Source organism: Maribacter litoralis (assembly GCF_003075045.1).
Taxonomy (GTDB): domain Bacteria; phylum Bacteroidota; class Bacteroidia; order Flavobacteriales; family Flavobacteriaceae; genus Maribacter; species Maribacter litoralis.
The window spans coordinates 142587-161921 of sequence record NZ_QCZD01000004.1 but is presented as its reverse complement, the minus strand read 5'-3'; the positions used below and the strand labels follow the sequence as shown (position 1 = coordinate 161921).

Annotated in this window: 13 protein-coding genes and 1 tRNA gene; 10 read left to right on the top strand and 4 right to left on the bottom strand. The window is 37.0% G+C overall.

What is annotated here, in order from left to right; all coding sequences use genetic code 11:
- Window positions 1-13 precede the first annotated feature (13 nt).
- Window positions 14-1663 carry a hypothetical protein gene (locus DCS95_RS16360; protein ID WP_116771869.1) on the top strand — a complete coding sequence of 550 codons (1650 nt, stop codon included), beginning with the start codon at window positions 14-16 and terminating at the stop codon, window positions 1661-1663.
- A 54-nt stretch (window positions 1664-1717) separates the two neighbouring features.
- On the opposite strand, the gene DCS95_RS16355 is transcribed toward DCS95_RS16360, so the two are convergent.
- The gene (locus DCS95_RS16355; RefSeq protein ID WP_116771868.1) at window positions 1718-2392 is read right to left on the bottom strand and encodes an SCO family protein; all 675 of its coding nucleotides are present in this window, start codon (window positions 2390-2392) and stop codon (window positions 1718-1720) included.
- A gap of 161 nt (window positions 2393-2553) precedes the next feature.
- On the opposite strand from DCS95_RS16355, the gene rseP reads away from it, so the two are divergent.
- From rseP to DCS95_RS16330, 5 genes are all read left to right on the top strand, one after another.
- Window positions 2554-3906: an RIP metalloprotease RseP gene (gene rseP / locus DCS95_RS16350; RefSeq protein WP_116771867.1), complete on the top strand. Its 1353-nt coding sequence runs from the start codon at window positions 2554-2556 to the stop codon at window positions 3904-3906.
- A gap of 80 nt (window positions 3907-3986) precedes the next feature.
- Window positions 3987-4060: transfer RNA gene (locus DCS95_RS16345), tRNA-Asn, on the top strand.
- Window positions 4061-4345: 285 nt separating this feature from the next.
- Entirely contained in the window at window positions 4346-4825 is a 480-nt protein-coding gene (locus DCS95_RS16340; RefSeq protein ID WP_116771866.1) for a biotin/lipoyl-containing protein, read from the top strand.
- Window positions 4826-4915: 90 nt separating this feature from the next.
- Window positions 4916-6388, top strand: coding sequence for an acetyl-CoA carboxylase biotin carboxylase subunit (accC, locus tag DCS95_RS16335; RefSeq protein ID WP_116771865.1), 1473 nt, complete (start codon window positions 4916-4918; stop codon window positions 6386-6388).
- A 30-nt stretch (window positions 6389-6418) separates the two neighbouring features.
- Window positions 6419-7960 (top strand): acyl-CoA carboxylase subunit beta, encoded by a 1542-nt coding sequence (locus DCS95_RS16330; protein ID WP_116771864.1) that lies wholly within the window; start codon window positions 6419-6421, stop codon window positions 7958-7960.
- A 15-nt stretch (window positions 7961-7975) separates the two neighbouring features.
- On the opposite strand, the gene DCS95_RS16325 is transcribed toward DCS95_RS16330, so the two are convergent.
- The gene (locus DCS95_RS16325) at window positions 7976-9001 is read right to left on the bottom strand and encodes a LacI family DNA-binding transcriptional regulator (protein WP_116771863.1); all 1026 of its coding nucleotides are present in this window, start codon (window positions 8999-9001) and stop codon (window positions 7976-7978) included.
- 194 nt (window positions 9002-9195) lie between these two features.
- On the opposite strand from DCS95_RS16325, the gene DCS95_RS16320 reads away from it, so the two are divergent.
- The 4 genes from DCS95_RS16320 (at window position 9196) to DCS95_RS16305 (ending at window position 16204) form a co-directional block, all read left to right on the top strand.
- Window positions 9196-11871: a TonB-dependent receptor gene (locus tag DCS95_RS16320; RefSeq protein ID WP_116771862.1), complete on the top strand. Its 2676-nt coding sequence runs from the start codon at window positions 9196-9198 to the stop codon at window positions 11869-11871.
- Window positions 11872-12048: 177 nt separating this feature from the next.
- Window positions 12049-13362, top strand: coding sequence for an amylo-alpha-1,6-glucosidase (locus DCS95_RS16315; RefSeq protein ID WP_116771861.1), 1314 nt, complete (start codon window positions 12049-12051; stop codon window positions 13360-13362).
- Between the two features lie 102 nt (window positions 13363-13464).
- Window positions 13465-15069, top strand: coding sequence for a sodium:solute symporter family protein (locus DCS95_RS16310; RefSeq protein ID WP_116771860.1), 1605 nt, complete (start codon window positions 13465-13467; stop codon window positions 15067-15069).
- 10 nt (window positions 15070-15079) lie between these two features.
- Window positions 15080-16204: a glycerate kinase gene (locus DCS95_RS16305; RefSeq protein WP_116771859.1), complete on the top strand. Its 1125-nt coding sequence runs from the start codon at window positions 15080-15082 to the stop codon at window positions 16202-16204.
- Window positions 16205-16228: 24 nt separating this feature from the next.
- On the opposite strand, the gene DCS95_RS16300 is transcribed toward DCS95_RS16305, so the two are convergent.
- Together DCS95_RS16300 and DCS95_RS16295 are read right to left on the bottom strand one after the other, a co-directional pair.
- The gene (locus DCS95_RS16300; protein ID WP_116771858.1) at window positions 16229-18007 is read right to left on the bottom strand and encodes a hypothetical protein; all 1779 of its coding nucleotides are present in this window, start codon (window positions 18005-18007) and stop codon (window positions 16229-16231) included.
- 9 nt (window positions 18008-18016) lie between these two features.
- Entirely contained in the window at window positions 18017-19315 is a 1299-nt protein-coding gene (locus DCS95_RS16295) for a DUF4249 domain-containing protein (protein ID WP_116771857.1), read from the bottom strand.
- Window positions 19316-19335 lie beyond the last annotated feature (20 nt).

The following is a 19335-nucleotide window of genomic DNA, read 5'->3' as shown; positions in this document are numbered from 1 at the left end:
TAAACAAACCATTATGAAAAAACCATTACTAGTATTGTTCCTTTTTGGAACGGTGTCCATTTTTGCTCAATCAACCAAAAGCAAGATTATTAAAGTGGCTGTACCTAGTTATGCAAAAAAACCAGTTCCCAAGAATGATATTACATATATGGGCGCTTTTGCAAACAGGACTAATGCCGTTTTACCTTTTACGGAAGAGGAATATAAAAATGCATTGCAGTTTCAAGACTTTACAAGGTTTTCGTCAGATACCGGTACGCCAGATTTTCTATTTGCCTTAAGCGGATTAACCGTTAAGGATTTAGATTTAACCATTGCACGTAGTAAGGCAAATGAAACTTATACTGTTTCTATTGTTCCAAAGAAAAGTGCAGACATAAGTGTTCTTACCATGTATAACGGAGAAAGTGTTCATTACAATAGCATACCTATTCTCCCTACCGCAGATTCTCAAGGTAAAGTCATTCCTGAGGTTATAACCTTTAAATTCGATGAAGAAGAAAAGTACTTGGTAACCAATGATAATGATCAAGCTAAAGGAACACCGTATTTGGTGCAAGAATATCTAAAAGAGAGCCTTGGTGATAATTTTTTGACTAAAAAATTGGTACCGATACTGTATAACGATTATGATATTAGGGCAAATGCCGAATTCGAAAAGTTCTACTATATAAAAGATAAAAAAACCGAGGGATTAGAAGATGAGACCAAAGCAAAGGTGATGGCTTTTAAAGAAATGTCTGCTGCCTTTACGAATATTGATCAGTTAAGAGCAGGTAAAGAACAATTACAATCGTTCAGAACCTATTGGGAAGATAAATTAGCCAACTATGACCTATCAAGCAAGTCCGGTAAAAAAGTAGGATGGGGATTATTGATAAACCTTTATAATGTAGCTTTAATGCAAGAAGATTTTGAAGGGGCATCAAAGTACATGAAAATGGCTTTGGAAACAGAAGAAAAGAAGTGGGTAACAAAAGGAAAAAGAAATGCATATAAAAAGCATTATGAAGCCTACACCTTAAATTATGATGAGAATAGCGGTGAACGTATCTACTCAGAAGGCTATACTCCTGATCCAATTTTGGCTACAATCGCCAGTAATAAAGCGGCAGAGGCAAACAATATTACGAAAGCACCGGGTTATGTTGTTAAAAATGGAGGTGAAAAAATGGAAGGTAAAATTTCAATGCGTTTTTCACCTAAAGAGCAAGAAGAGGGCAACATCGTTGATATAAGTGGTGATACTACTGCAAAAAGAGTTACGGTTACTTATGTAAATGAAAAAGGTAAAACCAAAAATGCTTCATTAAAATGCAAAGAGGTGCAAGAAATTGTTATCGAAGAAAGAGTATTTGAGCCTGTAAACCCTAAAAAAGGACTGTTAAAGGTTGGTGATGCCGGTCTTACCGGTTTTAATTTAAACAATAACATTTTTATGGAGCGCGTATACCAAGGGGAGGGTATAAAGTTGTTTAAAGATCTAACCGATGTGGATACTTATTACTTTGGTATAGAGGGTCAAAAAAAGGCGGAAACAGCCAATGCAGAATATTTTGCTAGTTGTCCAACACTTGCAAAACGTATAGAAGATGGTGAATTTGCATCTACACTAGAAGATCAGATAAAAATTGCAAAAGCTTATTCAGAAGAATGTAAATAAATGCTAATGCTATAGAATTTAAAAAGTCTCTTTTACAAATTGTATTGGGGGCTTTTATTTTTCGTAAGATTTTTTAAGAATTTCAATATCGGCTAAAATTTTATCCATATCCTCCTTTTTTGTGCCATCATAAAAACCCCGAATACGTCTATCTTTATCTACTAAAATGAAGTTTTCTGTATGGATCATATCAAATGGTCCGCCATCACCATCTGTCTTTACTGCTAAATAAGACTTTCGTGCCAGTTCGTATATTTGTTTTTTATCACCAGTAACCAAATTCCAGTTGCTATCATCAACGCCTTTTTCAATAGCGTATTTTTTTAATTGGGCAACCGAATCAATTTCTGGCGTAACCGAATGTGAAAGTAACATTACGTCATTATGTTCTCCAAGGGCTTTTTGTAGGTCAACCATATTCTTGGTCATAATAGGGCAAATAGTGGGGCAGGTAGTGAAAAAGAAATCGGCAACATAGATTTTGTCCTTGTAATTATCTTGGGTTATGGTTTCCCCATTTTGGTTGGTCAAAGAAAAATCGGCAATGGTATGGTACTTTCTAACATGTTGAATTTCTTCGGCTACCAATTCAGAATTTACCATTGCAGGGGAGTATACCGGTAAAAGTTTTACGGGCTGTAAGGCATTATAAAAAAGATAAATAATTACTATGGATAGGCATAAAAGTACTATTCCAAAGAGTTTGTAACGAGCGAAGAAAGAACGCATACTTTTTTATACAAAGATAGTCTAGGGGTGGCGAGTTTTCAAGGAAATTTACTGCTTCGCCTGATAAATTATTCATAAAATACCACTAGGTCAGCGGGTTTCTTTTTTTTAGCGGTTGTAAAAATGTACTTTTGTGCGATTTTAATTTTCAGGAAATAAGGATGAGCCCCATTGTAATAAAGACGATTCAATTTTTTTTAAGCCTTTCTATACTAATTGTACTACATGAGTTAGGGCATTTTATACCAGCTAAATATTTTAAGACCAGAGTAGAGAAGTTCTACTTGTTTTTTGATGTAAAGTTTTCACTTTTCAAAAAGAAAATTGGGGAGACCGAATATGGTATTGGTTGGTTGCCACTTGGCGGATACGTAAAAATATCTGGAATGATAGATGAGAGCATGGACAAGGAAGCCATGGCAGAAGAGCCTAAGGAGTGGGAGTTTAGAAGCAAACCGGCTTGGCAACGATTAATCATCATGTTGGGCGGTGTAACGGTAAATTTCATTTTGGCCGTTGTTATTTTCATTGGCTTGGCATATGCCTATGGTGAGACATACATTGCAAACGATAGTCTAAAAGACGGAGTATGGGTTACCGATACTACATTGGGTAATGCCCTTGGAATAGAAACGGGAGATAAGGTCATTGCTGTTGATGGTAAAGAGATTGAATCTTTGAATAATATAGTGCCAGAAGTGGTTTATGGCGAGAATATTACGATTGAACGAGCTGGTAGTACTATAGAGAAAGAAATTCCAGTTGATTTTATAGAAACTATTTCTAACAATAAAGAGAATGTTAGGTTTATTTCATACCGAAATCCGTTTGTTGTTAGAAGTATTCCAGAAGATTCTCCAAATAAAGATAGCGGATTTAAAGAAGGTGATGCTGTAGTAAAAATTGCCGGAACACCTGTGGAGTATCAAGATCAGGTTATTCCTGTATTAGCGGCTAACAAAGGTAAAACTGTTCCTATAGAAGTTATGCGGGAAGGTAATAAAGTATCATTGAATGCAAAAGTTTCTGACGAAGGTAAATTCGGTGTTTATGCGGGATTTAATACCATGGAAGAATATGAGGAAAAGGGCTATTTTAAATTTGAGACACTTAACTATACTTTTCTAGAATCTATCCCGGCTGGATGGAACAAAGGTGTTAAGACCCTTACGGATTATATTAAAGGGATGAAGAAAATCTTTAATCCTGATACTGGCGCCTATAAAGAGGTTGGTGGTTTTGCCGCTATTGGCGGTATGTTCCCAGATACTTGGAACTGGCCGGCATTTTGGGCTACCACTGCTTTTATATCGATTATTCTGGCATTTATGAATATTCTACCGATACCAGCTTTAGATGGTGGTCATGTGATGTTTTTGCTATACGAAATGATTACAGGTAGAAAGCCAAGCGATAAGTTTTTAGAGTACGCACAAATCACCGGATTCTTTATTTTAATAGCACTTTTACTGTTCGCAAACGGTAACGATGTTTATAAGGCGATATTTAAATAAAAAAAATAATTTATTTGTTTGGCGACTTTCAAAAAACTACTATATTTGCACCCGCTTTAGGAAACTAAAACGGGTTATTTTCCTCCTTAGCTCAGTTGGTTAGAGCATCTGACTGTTAATCAGAGGGTCCTTGGTTCGAGCCCAAGAGGGGGAGCAAAAAACGAAATCCAATCTATTTATTTAGGTTGGATTTTTTGTTTTTGGTCAATATTTACGGTGCTTTGCGCTGTTCTGTCCGATATATTTACTTTTCCCCTTAAAAACTATATTTCACTGTAACACCAGAATTTTGGTGTTCCTATCGGTGTACTTTTTTGTAATAATACAAATTCTAATTATTTAAATAATTGGGAGTAATGTCATTTCAAGTCGCTTCAAATTATCGCCAATCTTTTTCAATATCTTTGGTAAACACTCATATTGTTTTATACTATCATATATGGCAGACTATTTAATTACCGTAAACGAAGAAGAGTTAGAATACAAAACTAACGATGCTGAATCTTTAGATTGTATTTCCGTTAATTCACAAACACTTCATGTTTTAAAAAATAATAGGGCTTTTGAGGTAGAAATACTCCATTCCGATTTTTTGAACAAGACGATCTCTCTGTCGGTTAATGGCAATAAATATGATGTTAAACTTGAGGATGAATACGATCAGCAGGTCAAGAAAATGGGATTACTGTCGGTTACTACCCAAAAACTCAATGAGGTTAAGGCTCCAATGCCGGGCCTTATAGTTGAGGTAATGGTTGATGTAGGTGATGAGATTGTTGAAGGTACACCATTGCTAGTGCTGTCCGCCATGAAAATGGAAAACGTTATAATGGCGCAAGGTGAAGGAAAAATTCAATCTATTGAAGTGAAGAAAGATGATGCCGTAGAAAAAGGACAGCTGATTATTAAAATGGAATAGAAAAATACGATAGTAATAGAGAGAAACGCGTAATGTCTAGTGGTAAACCGTTGGGATTTAAATCTCGATTATCGAGTAAATTTAGTTTGAATGAAGAAAATACTAATAGCCAATAGAGGTGAAATAGCTTTAAGAATAATGAAGACTGCCCATAAAATGGGTGTCAAAACAGTTGCCGTTTATTCAGAAGTCGACCGCCATTCACCACACGTAAAATTCGCTGATGAAGCGGTTTTATTAGGTCCAGCGCCATCATCGGAATCTTATTTGGTCATGGAGAAAGTTATCGATGCAGCTAAGGTGACCGGTGCAGAAGGTATTCACCCAGGTTACGGTTTTTTAAGTGAGAATGCTGCTTTTGCACAAATGGTTGAAGATAATGGTATTACGTTTATCGGTCCTAAGCCTCATGCGATTAAAGTGATGGGAAACAAACTAGCGGCAAAAGAAGCAGTTCGCGATTATGACATCCCCATGGTGCCAGGTATAGAAGAGGCCATAACCGATGTTGCTTTAGCTGAAAAGGTAGCTAAGCAAATTGGATTTCCTATTTTAATAAAGGCATCTGCAGGTGGTGGTGGTAAGGGAATGCGCGTTGTAGAGAACTTAAAGGATCTTCCAGAACAAATGGATAGGGCTATCGGGGAAGCACTAGCTGCTTTTGGTGATGGTTCCGTTTTTATAGAAAAGTACGTAGGCTCACCTAGGCATATAGAAATTCAAATTTTAGCCGATACGCATGGTAATACCGTTCATTTATTTGAACGGGAATGTAGTGTGCAAAGAAGACATCAAAAAGTAGTCGAAGAAGCTCCTTCAGCAGTTTTAACTCCAGAAATTAGAAAGAGTATGGGCGAAGCTGCCATCAAAGTAGCAAAAGCATGTGATTATGTAGGTGCAGGTACGGTGGAGTTCTTACTCGATGAAAACAAGAATTTCTACTTCTTGGAAATGAATACGAGGCTGCAAGTAGAACATCCGGTGTCTGAGTTGATATCTGGTATTGATTTGGTAGAGCAGCAAATAAAAGTAGCCAGAGGCGAAGAGTTAGCTTTTACCCAAGACGATTTAAAAATAATAGGTCATGCGCTTGAAGTTCGTGTATATGCAGAAGATCCGTTGGCTAATTTTATGCCGAGTATAGGAAAGCTGTCAACCTACAAAACACCGGTTGGCGAAGGTATTCGTGTAGATGATGGTTTTGAAGAAGGGATGGAAGTGCCCATTTATTATGACCCCATGATTTCTAAGTTGATTACCTACGGTGCAACTAGAGATGAAGCCATACAGTTAATGGTAAAGGCTATTGATAATTATAAAGTAGAAGGTGTTGCCACAACCTTGTCATTTGGAAAATTTGTGTGTGAGCACGAAGCTTTTACATCAGGGAATTTTGATACTCATTTTGTCAAAAACTACTATTCTCCAGAGCATTTAGAAAAGCAATATGCGGAAGAAAGAAGAATAGCAGCTTTAACAGCATTAAAATTGTATTTGGATAACGATAAAATATTAAAAATTCCGTCTGAGGTATCTTCTAACTGGCAGAAGAGTAGAATATAGAAGGCAATTAAGATTTTTTGAACGATTAGAATGAAAGATAATAAAGAGATATTAGCAGAGAAACTGGCATTGGCGAAATTGGGTGGTGGTCAAGAACGTATTGACAAACAGCACGCTAAAGGAAAGTTAACTGCTTATGAACGTATTCATTTTTTGCTGGATGAAGGTTCATTTGAAGAAATGGGTGCCTTGGTTACCCACCGTACCAAAGATTTTGGTATGGACAAGCAAGTCTTTTATGGGGACGGAGTAGTAACGGGTTATGGTACAATCAATGGTAGGCAAGTTTGTGTTTTTGCACAAGATTTTACTGTTTTTGGAGGAGCATTGTCCGAAACGCATGCTGAAAAAATTTGTAAGATCATGGACCTGGCCATGAAAATAGGTGTGCCAATGATCGGGTTAAATGATAGTGGCGGAGCTCGAATTCAAGAGGGAGTACGTTCATTAGGTGGCTATGCCGATATTTTCCATAAAAATGTAATGGCATCGGGGGTTATTCCTCAGATTTCTGCGATAATGGGTCCTTGTGCCGGTGGAGCAGTGTATTCACCTGCAATGACAGATTTTACATTAATGGTAGAGAATTCTAGCTACATGTTCGTTACCGGTCCAAATGTGGTGAAGACGGTAACGAACGAAGAAGTAACCTCAGAAGAACTCGGTGGTGCATTAACGCATGCAACTAAATCTGGTGTAACGCATCTTACGGCAGCTAACGATATTCAATGTATCAATCAGATTAAGCAGATGATTGGTTATATGCCCCAAAATTGTGAGGATAAACCAACCGATATACCATTTGTTGCAGGTAACGAGGTTCGTGATGTACTAGAGGATATTGTTCCTGAAAATGCAAATCAGCCTTATGATATGCGCAACGTTATCAACGGAATTATTGATCAAGATTCATTCTTTGAAATTCACGAAGTGTATGCCGATAACATTGTTGTCGGTTTTGCAAGATTAGGAGGAAAAAGTATTGGTATTGTTGCCAATCAGCCAATTAGTCTCGCAGGTGTACTTGATGTTGATAGCTCTAAAAAGGCAGCTCGTTTTACACGCTTTTGCGATTGTTTTAATATTCCACTCTTGGTATTGGTAGATGTTCCTGGATTTTTGCCTGGTACCGATCAAGAATGGAACGGTATTATCACCAATGGTGCAAAATTACTCTATGCTTTAAGTGAGGCAACAGTGCCTAAGGTAACCGTAATTACCAGAAAAGCATACGGTGGTGCGTATGATGTTATGAATTCTAAACATATTGGGGCCGATTTAAATTATGCTTGGCCAGGTGCAGAAATTGCGGTAATGGGAGCCAAAGGTGCAAGTGAGATCATCTTTAGAAAGGAAATAAGCGCTGCCGATGATCCAGAAGCAAAACTGGCGGAAAAAGAGGCGGAATACGCTAAACTATTTGCAAACCCTTACAGTGCCGCCCAAAGAGGATTTATTGATGAGGTAATTCTACCGAAAGACACTAGAAGAAAGTTGATAAAAGCGTATACTATGCTAGAGAATAAAGTAGCCACCTTGCCAAAGAAGAAGCATGGCAATATTCCATTATAATCTATTCTTGCCTTTTTAAACCATTAGTGAAGAATCCCTAACAATTAAACTAGTTTTAATCTCAACGGTTTTAGTGTTTACTTCGTTCGTAGGGCTTACTATTTCTTCAATTAAGAAACGAACCGCTGTACGTCCAATTTTGTCACCGGGTTGATCTACTGTGGTCAAAGCCGGACTAATAATAGTAGAATTGTTCGAGTTGCTGAAACCTACTACGGCCATTTCGTCCGGTATTTTAATCTTAAACTTATGTAACGCTTTAATCGCTCCAATTGCAGCATTATCGGTAATGGCAAAAATGGCATCGGGTCGTTTTTTCATGCTTATAAGAATATTGGCCAATCGTCTTCCGTTCCCCAATGAGATATCTTCGGTACTTAGTATCAACTTATCTCGTACCGGTATATCATATTGATTTAATGCCCTTAAATAACCAGCGAATCTTTTTTCTGAATTGTATGAGTTTTCGGTTTCTTTAATAATAGCTATTCGTTTCTTACCGAGTTCTATTAAATGTTCAACAGCATTAAATGCAGCCTCTTCTTCATTGATAACTACTTGGGTGCAGGGTATTTTACTTGATACCTTGTCGAATAAAACAATGGGGATACGATTTAAAACCTTTAAAACCTCTTCTACATTTTTTGTTTTTCGTGCCAATGACATTAATACGCCATCAACCCCAAACTGTGTCATGGTATTCAACATTTCTACTTGCTTGGTGTCATCATTATTAGATTCTGATATAATAACACGGTAGCCTCTTAACTCGGCCTCCTCAATAATTCCTTTTATAATGGTAGAAGTGAATAAGTGCGATATGTTGGGTACAATTACCCCAAGAATATGAGTTTCACGAGAGCGAAATCCTCTGGCAAATAAATTGGGTACATAATTCATTTGCTTGGCCAATTTTTTGACCTTCTCCTTAGTAGCAGGGCTGATATCCGGGTGGTCGTTAAGGGCTCTTGAAACTGTTGAAATGGATAAACTAAGTTCTTTAGAAAGCTCTTTTAAAGTGGTGTTTCTTTTTTTGCTCATGGTTGAAAATGAGTAAATTATATGTTTATTGAAGGAATAACAATAATACAAAATAAATTGCAAACGTTTCCGCAAACGTTTGCATTGATATTTCGTTAATTTTTGGTTAATAGAATGCTATATTCACATAATTTGGCTTCAAAATCAACGATTTGATAATTTAAATCGACTCAACTTAAAAAAACTCAAACATTATGAAGAAAATTATTTTTGCGGTAATCGGACTTCTTATCAGTGCAAGCTCCCTTGCACAGACCGATATTTCTGGAACCGTAACAGACAATTTAGGTGAACCAATTCCCGGTGCTAATATTTTAATAGTAGGTAGTACGTCGGGTACAACATCAGATTTTGATGGTAATTTTTCTTTTTCAACAGACCTTACAGGCGAACAAATATTACGTATATCATATATAGGTTTTACTCCGGTAGATAAACCGTTGTCTTTAGACGGTACCGCACAAACAGTAAATGTTGTGCTGCAAGAAGGTGGTCAGTTATTAGATGAGGTAGTTTTAACGGCTTCTAGTACGTTTCGTTCTCAAAAACAGGCTCCTTTATCTATCAGTTCTGTAAAAATGAAAGAAATAACTAAGCTATCCGCTAACAGTCAGGCAGATATTCTTAGAAGTGTCCCAGGTATTACCGCAGAAGGTGGTGGTGGTGAAACGGCAAGTAATATATTTGTTAGAGGTCTTCCATCCGGTGGTCAATATGTGTTTAATCCGCTACAATATGATGGTATGCCTTTGATCAGTTCATTCGGTCTTAACTCTTCTGCGCATGATGTTTATGCTAGACCAGATATAGGTTTTAAAGGTGTAGAATTTGTTCGTGGTGGTGCAGCTGTATTATACGGTGCAGGTTCTGTTGCCGGTATTATTAACTACACTAGTAAAACGGGAGATACCAACCCGGGTAACATTATTAATATAGAAGTAGCCAACCAAGGTAGAATTAAAACCGATTTCTATTCTGGTGGTCAGTTAGGTGGCGAGGATTCTAATACTTACTATGCTTTTACTGGTTTTGTACGTCATGATAGAGGTCCTATAGATGTAGGTTTGCCAACAAAGGGTGTTCAGTTTAGAGGTAATATTAAAAAGAAGTTCGATAACGGATCTTTTACTTTAAGCGGACAGTTTATTGACGATAAGGCTCAGTTTTATCTTCCTATTCCTTTAAGTGGAGGTAGCAGAGAGCGTATAAACGGTAATGACGGTAATCCAGTTGAACAATTGCTATCTGGTGATTTAGCTAATACTTCATTTAATACTCCTGGTGGAACATATAATAGTCCTATTTCAGATGGTGTAGCTACTTCTGGTGGTTACATTATGGGTGATTTCAACTATAGATTTGACGATGATCTTAAATTGACATCTAAAATTAAATATGCAAACTACAAGCACAACTTCGCACTTTACGTTGGTGGTAGCGGAAATAATGGAAACCCTATCACATTAGATAATTATGTAGAAAGTGTTGCTCCCGGTAATTTAGGGTATACTGCAGCCTACCAAAGTGGATCTGGCGCTCAAATTAACGGTAACGACTTGGTAATTGATAACCTTCATGTGGATCGTTTGCGTCCAATGACAGATTACTCTGGTGAGATCAACCTTACCAAATCTATTGAAACTGCAAATGGCGGTAATCATAACATTACCGTAGGTTCTTATATAGCTCGTACAGAAGCAGAAGATGTTAACTATCAATATAGAGTGTTGACAGAGTTCAATAACAATCCGCAATTGGTAAACTTAAATTATACCGATGCTAGTGGTAGTAATGTGGTGTATTCTCAAGGCGGACTTTATGATCGTATTGGTCAGACCGCTAACAATTATCTTTCTCAAAATAGAGTAGCATTATATATTACCGATGAGATGATTTTAGATAGATGGCGTTTTGATGTTGGTTTCAGATGGGAACATACAGATGGTATCAACAGTCGTGGTGGTATTATGAGCGAAACGGTTTATGCCGATCCAGAACTTACTACGGGTTTAAGTGATGTGCAAACTGCAGATGGTACGTTCTTGAGAACTGAAGTAAATGCAAATGCTTGGGCACTTTCTCTAGCAGGTCTTTATGAGTTAACGGAAACTACCAACCTTTACGCAAACTTTTCTAAGGGATATTTCTTTCCACAATTAAGAGGTTTTGCTCCCGTAGCTGGTATTTCTGAAAGTCCGTACGATGCTGAAAATATTATACAATTTGAAGCCGGTGCAAAATTCGGAAATCAAAAATTTTCTGGTTCTGTTGCTGGGTACTATGTAGGTCTTAAAGATCGTATCTCTATTAGACAAGCCATTGTTGGTGGTCAGTTAATAGATGAAACAAGAGCAGAGCAAAATACAAGAACAATAGGTATTGAGGCAACTTGGGATTATAGTCTTGCCCAGTACTTAAACCTTCGTGGTAATGCGACATACCAAAACCATGAGATTACAAAAAATACCGATTTTGATTTGGTGAACGGTACATCTACAGAAGCCAATGTAGGTAACGAATTGGCTAGACAGCCAAACTTGTTGGGCGGCTTAGGATTGTATTATGACAATGCTGCTTTCGATGCCAATTTCGGATTCAACTACACAGGTTCCAAATTTACCGATGATACCAATAATATAGAATTAGATGCTATTACGATAGGTAGATTAGGTGCCGGTTACACATTCTCTAAAGAGGATAACAACAATTCGGTTCGTTTAGGGGTATCGGTCTTTAATTTATTCGATAGTGACGGAATTACAGAAGGGAACCCAAGAGCAGGTTCAGCAGGTCAAACGGAATCTCAATTCTTTGTAGGTAGACCAATTTTACCTAGAAGATTGTTCGTAACGGCTACTTTCAATTTCTAAAAAATTTGTGTTGTTAGTTTAAGTTTAAATGATGAGCACATTGGTGGTTGGAGAATTACCAATGTGTTTTTTTACTCGATAATCGAGATTTAATTGCTCCGACACTTGAGTCGAAGTAATAATTATTTTTCAATTCAAAGCCTAGTGGGTTAGCCCCAAGGTTATTTATGAGATAATATGAAGCAAGAATTATATAAAAAGGCAATTGCAGTATTAGATGCAAATTTTCAAGATGGAGGTTTTACCATACCAAGCGCAGGGCTGTATCCTTTTCAATGGAAGTGGGATTCTGGGTTTATCGCTATCGGTTTTGCCCATTATGATGTAGAAAAGGCAAAAACCGAAATGAGAACATTGTTAGATTCTCAATGGGGTAACGGATTTATACCGCATATCGTTTTTCATACGGATAACGATTCATATTTCCCCGGAGCAGATTTTCATCAATCTGAATTGCACCCATTGTCCTCTAAAAAATATAGGTCTACGGGTATGACGCAACCACCTGTTTCTGGTTTTGTGTTGCAAGAAATGCATCGTATTGCAGAAGATAAAGATGATATGTTGAGCTTTATCAAAGAAGAAATCGATAAGGTTTTTGACAATCACGTGTATTTCTATGAGAATAGAGACCCCAAAGATGAAGGTTTGGTATACATCTATCACAACTGGGAATCTGGTACTGACAACTCACCTGTTTGGGATGATATTTGGGATACCATGAATCCGCCAGAATATAATTTCGTAAGAAAAGATACCACCCATGTAGATGCTTCTCAACGTCCTTCTAAAAGGGAGTATGATCACTACCTCTATATCATAGATATTGCTAAACAGAATAACTATGACGATGGTAAAATAGCGGAATTGTCTCCTTTTTTGGTACAAGATCCATTGTTCAATGCCATGCTAATTAAATCCAATCAAGCTTTAATTGAATTGTATGAATTAATTGGGGGTAATGAAGATAAGATTAAAACCCTAATACAATGGCAATCTAAGAGTATCGCAAGTTTTAACGAGAAGTTATTTGATGTTGAACTTGGTGCCTACGTGCATTATGATTTAAGGAATGAAAAAGCTATTCGCCATATTACGTCTTCATCCTTTTCACCTTTGTTCGCAAATATTCCTTCGCCTGAAAGAGCCAAGGTGCTGGTGAATACCATGATGGATAAATTTGGAGGTGATGAGAGATATCTATGTGCGTCATTCGACCCAACGAACGATCGATTTAATCCCAGAAAATATTGGAGAGGTCCTGTTTGGATCAACATGAACTGGATGCTTTTTCTTGGGCTCAAGAATTACGGATTTATAGATGTAGCGACACAAATGAAAAAAGATAGTATAGAGCTGATCGAGAGATATGGTTTTTACGAATATTTTGACTGTAGAAAGGATACGGGCAATGAGAACCCTACCGGATACGGCGGTAATAATTTTTCTTGGAGCGCCGCTTTATATATTGATATGGTGAATACCGATTAAAACTGATGTGTTATGAATTATATTGATTACTTTTTAATTGTATTCTACCTATTCGGTATTGTTATGGTTGGCTTTTTAATCAAAAAAAATAGAAACTAAGGTATGAACTACGTTGACTATATCATTATTGTTGTTTATTTAGCAGGCTTTTTAGGGTTGGGCTTTATGTTCAAGGAGAACAACTCTGGTGGCGATTACTTTTTGGGTGGTCGTAAAACATCATGGCTGCCGCTAAGCCTTTCGGCAATGGCAACGCAATTATCGGCGATAAGCTTTATTTCCGCACCTGCATTCGTAGGTCTTAAAGATGGTGGAGGCATGCAGTGGCTAACGTACGAGTTTGGCGTGCCCCTGGCAATGGCTTTTTTACTTATTGCAGTATTGCCTACGCTATATAAATCTGGTATTGTTAGTGTATATGAATATCTGGAGAAAAGATTTGACTCGTCTTCCCGTCTTTTAATAAGCTTTGTATTTCAAATTAGCAGATCGGTAGCTACAGGGGTTATGGTGTATACTATGGCTCTAATTCTACAGGCAACCATTGGACTGGATTTTTGGATTTCTATATTAATCATCGGTCTTATCACCATGGTATATTCATTTCAAGGCGGAATGAAAGCGGTTATTTGGGGAGATGTAATTCAGATGAGTATTCTATTTATAGGTATTATCATTTGTCTGTATTTTGGTTTTAGTGAGCTTGGTGGAGTAGATAATTTTCTAACTCATGTGGATACCGATAGAATTACAGCGGTAGACTTTAGTAAATGGGGCTTTAATAATACGGACGGAAATGATGAATTTGGTTTTTGGCCCATGGTCATAGGCGGATTTTTTCTATATGCGTCATACTACGGTACAGATCAAACCCAATCGCAACGATTATTGTCTTCAAGTAGCATGTCTAACCTTAAAAAGCTGATGATGGCAAACGGACTTCTTCGTTTTCCGTTTACATTAACTTACTGCATAATGGGTCTTGTGTTAGGTACGTTATTATTGCAAGATGTAACTTTTCAAGAGCAAATGGAAACTGTTTATCAGGCAAATATTGGCTCTCTAGCGGGTAAAAAGGCAGATTTAATGGTACCGGTTTTTATCATAAAATATTTGCCCAATGGGGTAATAGGAATTTTGATCGTGGCTATAATGTCAGCAGCTATGTCTACATTAAGCTCAACGGTAAATTCACTTTCTGCAGTAACTATGGAAGACTTTGTGAAAAGGTTCAATCCAAATATGCCCGATAAAAAGTACATGACCTATTCTAAGCTCTTGTCCATATTTTGGGGGCTTGTATGCTTGTTCTTCGCTTTTTTTGCAGGTAATATAGAGGGCACGGTTATAGAGGTGATCAATAAGATAAGTTCGGTTTTCTACGGTCCAATTTTGGCAGCTTTTATTTTGGCTATCCTGACCAAGAAAACACATGCGCTTGGTGCAAATATTGGCATAGTGGCAGGTGTTTTGTTCAATGTTTATCTTTGGTTGTATGTACCACAGATCTTTTGGTTCTGGTGGAATGCTCTTGGTTGTTTGGTAACGGTATTGGTGGCACTTGCGGTTAGCTACACTGTTAAAAGAACGGTAAACGAAGGGTTAAAAGTAGAATACTATTCAGGTAAAAAAGAGGTAATGATATTGATTGCCTATTTTGTAGCCATTATAGCGTTCAGTGTTGCACTACCGAATATTTTAAATTAATCTTACATCGATGAAATTTGTAATAGCACCAGATAAGTTTAAAGGCTCCTTAACCGGTTTCGAATTTTGTGATGCCGTGGAAGAAGGACTCCGAATGGTGTTCAACGATGCCGAAATTTTGAAAAGACCGTTGGCAGATGGTGGTGATGGTACAATGGAAGTCGCTAAACATTATATAAAAGGAGAAAAGGTTGCAGTTACGGTAAACGACCCACTTTTTAGACCCATCAGTGCTTCTTATTTATATTCTGATGAAACAAAAATCGCCTACATAGAAATGGCAGAAGCATCAGGAATAAAATTGCTTTCAGAAGATGAGCGAAATTGCATGGAAACCACAACTTCGGGCACAGGAGAATTGATTTATGATGCACTGGAAAAAGGTGCAGTTGAAATTATTTTAGGTATTGGCGGTAGTGCAACCAACGATGGGGGTATGGGCATGGCTAATGCTTTGGGATATCGATTTTTAGATGGGGAAGGACATGAATTATCTCCGGTCGGTAAAAATCTCTCTGAAGTTAAAACAATTGATGACTCCAATAAACACCCGCAACTTGACAAGATAACCGTAAAAGTGGCATGTGATGTTACCAATCCTTTTTACGGGCTTCAAGGTGCCGCTTATATTTATGGAGCACAAAAAGGTGCTTCTGAAAATGAGATTATATTTCTGAATCAAGGTCTATGTAATTTTGCCGAAATTATTAAGAATCGCTATAAAATAGATTTACAAAAAGTAAGTGGCGCCGGTGCAGCTGGCGGAGTAGGAGGTGGTGCCCTTGTTTTTCTAAATGGGGAATTAATTTCAGGAAATAATTTGGTAAAAGAATTGGCAGATTTTGATAATGCCATTAATGGTGCAGATTGGATAATAACCGGCGAAGGTCAGTTAGACGAACAAACACTTTCCGGTAAAACAATAGATGGGGTCGTGAAATCTGCAAAGCTAAAAAAAATTCCTATTGCCGCACTCTGCGGATCGGTAAGTATAACCGTGGCACAACAACAAAAATTCGGACTTGATTATGTAGCCTCTATTGTAAGAGGTGTTTCTACGTTAAAACAAGCTATGGAGCATAGTAAAGACAATCTGGTAAACGCTAGCTTTAATTTTGCAAGCTTGGTTAAGTAGGGTACGAAATATTACTTAACAATTTTAATTTAAATTTGTGTTTATAACTTCAATTTCCTTGATAATCGTTAAAGGCTTACCATAAGTTGTAAATCCGTTCAGCATGATCTCATAGGTGCCTTCAAGGTCAGAAGTATAGAATTCAAAATTGTAATCGCTATCGGTGATGTTAAAAGTTGGTTTCCAGAATAACATTCTTCTGTAATCCGGAATTCTATCATAAGAAACATCCTCCGGTGGATAAGATTGTACAAAATAGTTCTTTTTGGCTACGGGTTGGGTAAACGGTACAACTAGGTTATTTTTAGCAGTATAGGTGTCTAGAAAATTTGCATCGAAAGTTTCAATAGAAATAATACCTTGATACTCTTTTTGACCCAAACGAAATTGATCTCTTGTCAAGCTTATTTTTTCAATGTTTCGGGCATCAAAGGTTCTGATTTTTTCGTGATGAGGTATGAATACCCCGTCTATTAAGACAATGGCAGGAAAATCGTTGTAATCTTCATCATAAGATTTAAAATCTTGACCAATTCTTATATAGGCGTCACTGGTATTCACTTTTCTAAAGCCTGCGAATTTCACTACTTCTACCAAAGTTTCTTCAAGGGTCGGAAAGCGTGTGTATTCATCAAGAATGATAACTTCTGGTATGCCACCGTTAAAAATATCTATGGGATTACTTTGTAAAATAGAATCTGGTTTAGCACCAAAGAACTGATTTTCTATTTGGTTCAATACACTCCTGCCGGTAATATAATCGGCTTGTTCTTTTGATAATCTAAAATTTGCGAATGATAGATCGGTTATATCAATATGCTTAGGTGTTCCTTTTTCTATAGTATACGTTTCGCTTTGATCTTCAACCTGTATTACCGCCATTGGATTTTTACGGTCTTTGCGTATGTAAGAATAGAAATTTCCATTTTGGTCGGTTTTTGAAAACTTCAATAATGATTCTTTCCCAGGAATAGAAATAACAACGGGAAGGTTCTCAGCAGGTAATCCTGTCTTAGTATTTTTTACGGTACCGTAAACTAGCTCTCCTCGTTGTTCTGGTAAAAAAATGCTATCGCCAATAGTTTGTTTGATTTCCTTGTCGGCATTGAAGTAGGCATTGCCATATGTAATGGAGTTTAACGCGGGCGGGACATCAATTTCTTCTTTTCTTTTCACCTTGAGGGTATATGAACCATGACCTAAAGCTCCTTTGTAATTTTTAATGGATAAGTTCACCTTTTCTCTTGGGAGATATGTAGCTTTTGAAGTTTTTAAAGAAATGATCGATGAGTCTGTAACTGATTTTTTGTCTAGATTGTTTTTATCAATGTTAGCTGTGGTTTTGTTCAATAGTAAGGTTTGATCAGCTAAATATGGGTTGATAATGATGATATCGTCTTTAAAAACTTGTGATAGACCAGAGTTTTTCATCCATTGGGTATAGCCTAAAAGTTTATATCTGCCAGAAGGTATATCAGTCGTAATGAAAAAGTCGCCATAACCATGGCCTTTATCCAACTTTATCTTATGTTCAAAAATGAATTCCTTAGCTTCGTTTACCAGTGCTACATAACCAATGGTACTTATGTTGGTAGGCTTATTAGTTTGAGCGTTAAAACAATGTATAGTGTAATACAAGTATTCTCCAGAGAACGATAATGGACCGCTATGATCCACATATGCTTTTTCTTGAGGTACTTTTTTTAGACTCAAAAGGTCGCTACCATCTTTGATTACATATTGGGCGCTACCGAGATTGGCGATTAAAATGATTATTGCGGTAAGTATTTGTGTTGTCTTCATAAGTGTTATTTAATCTACCCAAAAATCTGGTTCAATATTACTACCTAAAGCTGTACAATCTCCGCATACTCTTGGTACAAATATGTGTGGTCCGCCACAATCTTCCTCATTAACATTTGGCTTCACATAACTTATTAAATCAAGATCTACTTGTTGAATTACTGATTGTGGACATGGGTTTGGACCTCTCATTCCACTAAAACAAAAAGAAACATGAGATTCTGGTGCTGTCAATTCACTACAATTAAAAGGGTATGGGGGTAATTCTTCATTCGGATAAAAATCGGTGTAATTGAAAAAGAGCCGATCTTTAGAAACGGATACTACATCAAAAAAACCGATTACAGTACCTTGGGAACCATCGTCTGCAGAAAGGTTACCTTCTAAAAATCCGGGTTGTATTTGAGAAAAAATACTACCGGTTTGGCTGAAGTTATTTAATTGGTCATAGAAACTAAATGATGCCGCGTTAGAGACCAATTGCGCAACTTCGATACTATATCTGTGGCTAATGATAAAGTTTTCTTGGTCAATAAAGCGTACCATAAACTTTGTAATATTGTCACCTAAGTTACCCTGTTGAGCTTGAATGATAGAATTAGAAAGGTTATTGCCATAGCAAACCTGTTGTTCTTCTTCTCGTTCTACAATTTCAAGGTCATAAGTTACTTCTGGTAAGGCGCATGGATCGTAATTGGTAAGCTTAAAAGCTTCTGGAGACCAATTTGGAGCTATTATTTTATACGTTTCATCATAAGTATAGCGTAAGTTTTGAACGGTACCTGACTCTATCGTATTATCTACGAATATGCCAATACCTTGTGCTCCAGATTCACTTGTCGTTTTTTCTGCGTAAAGATTAGAGATAGCTGCTAAACCTTCAATTTGCATATTGGTAGAGGTGTATCTTTTTCCATCTGATGTAATAATATTCAATTGATATACATTGCCCATTTCAGCAGCAAATTCAATATCAGATTCATAAATACCCGGACTTGCTTCATTAAAAGAATAGGTGGTGCCATTACTGTTTTCAATTGAAACCGTAGCATTGGTTTCGTAGCGTACCAAATCTCTATTAATATCTCGTATTGGCGTGTACGGATTGTAAACGGAGTCTATTCCTAAATCTACTAAAGTGTCCATTCTGCTTAATGCTACCGTATGGTTTTTTAGTTCGTTGGTTAGGGTGGCTTCTACAATTAATATTTTTAAGACTTCATCATCTGCGGCTATACCCAAATCAACCTCTTCAATGCATGATGCTAAAGTGGAAATGCAACTTATAAATAGAATTAATTTTTTCATCTATAGTAATTTTCTATTCT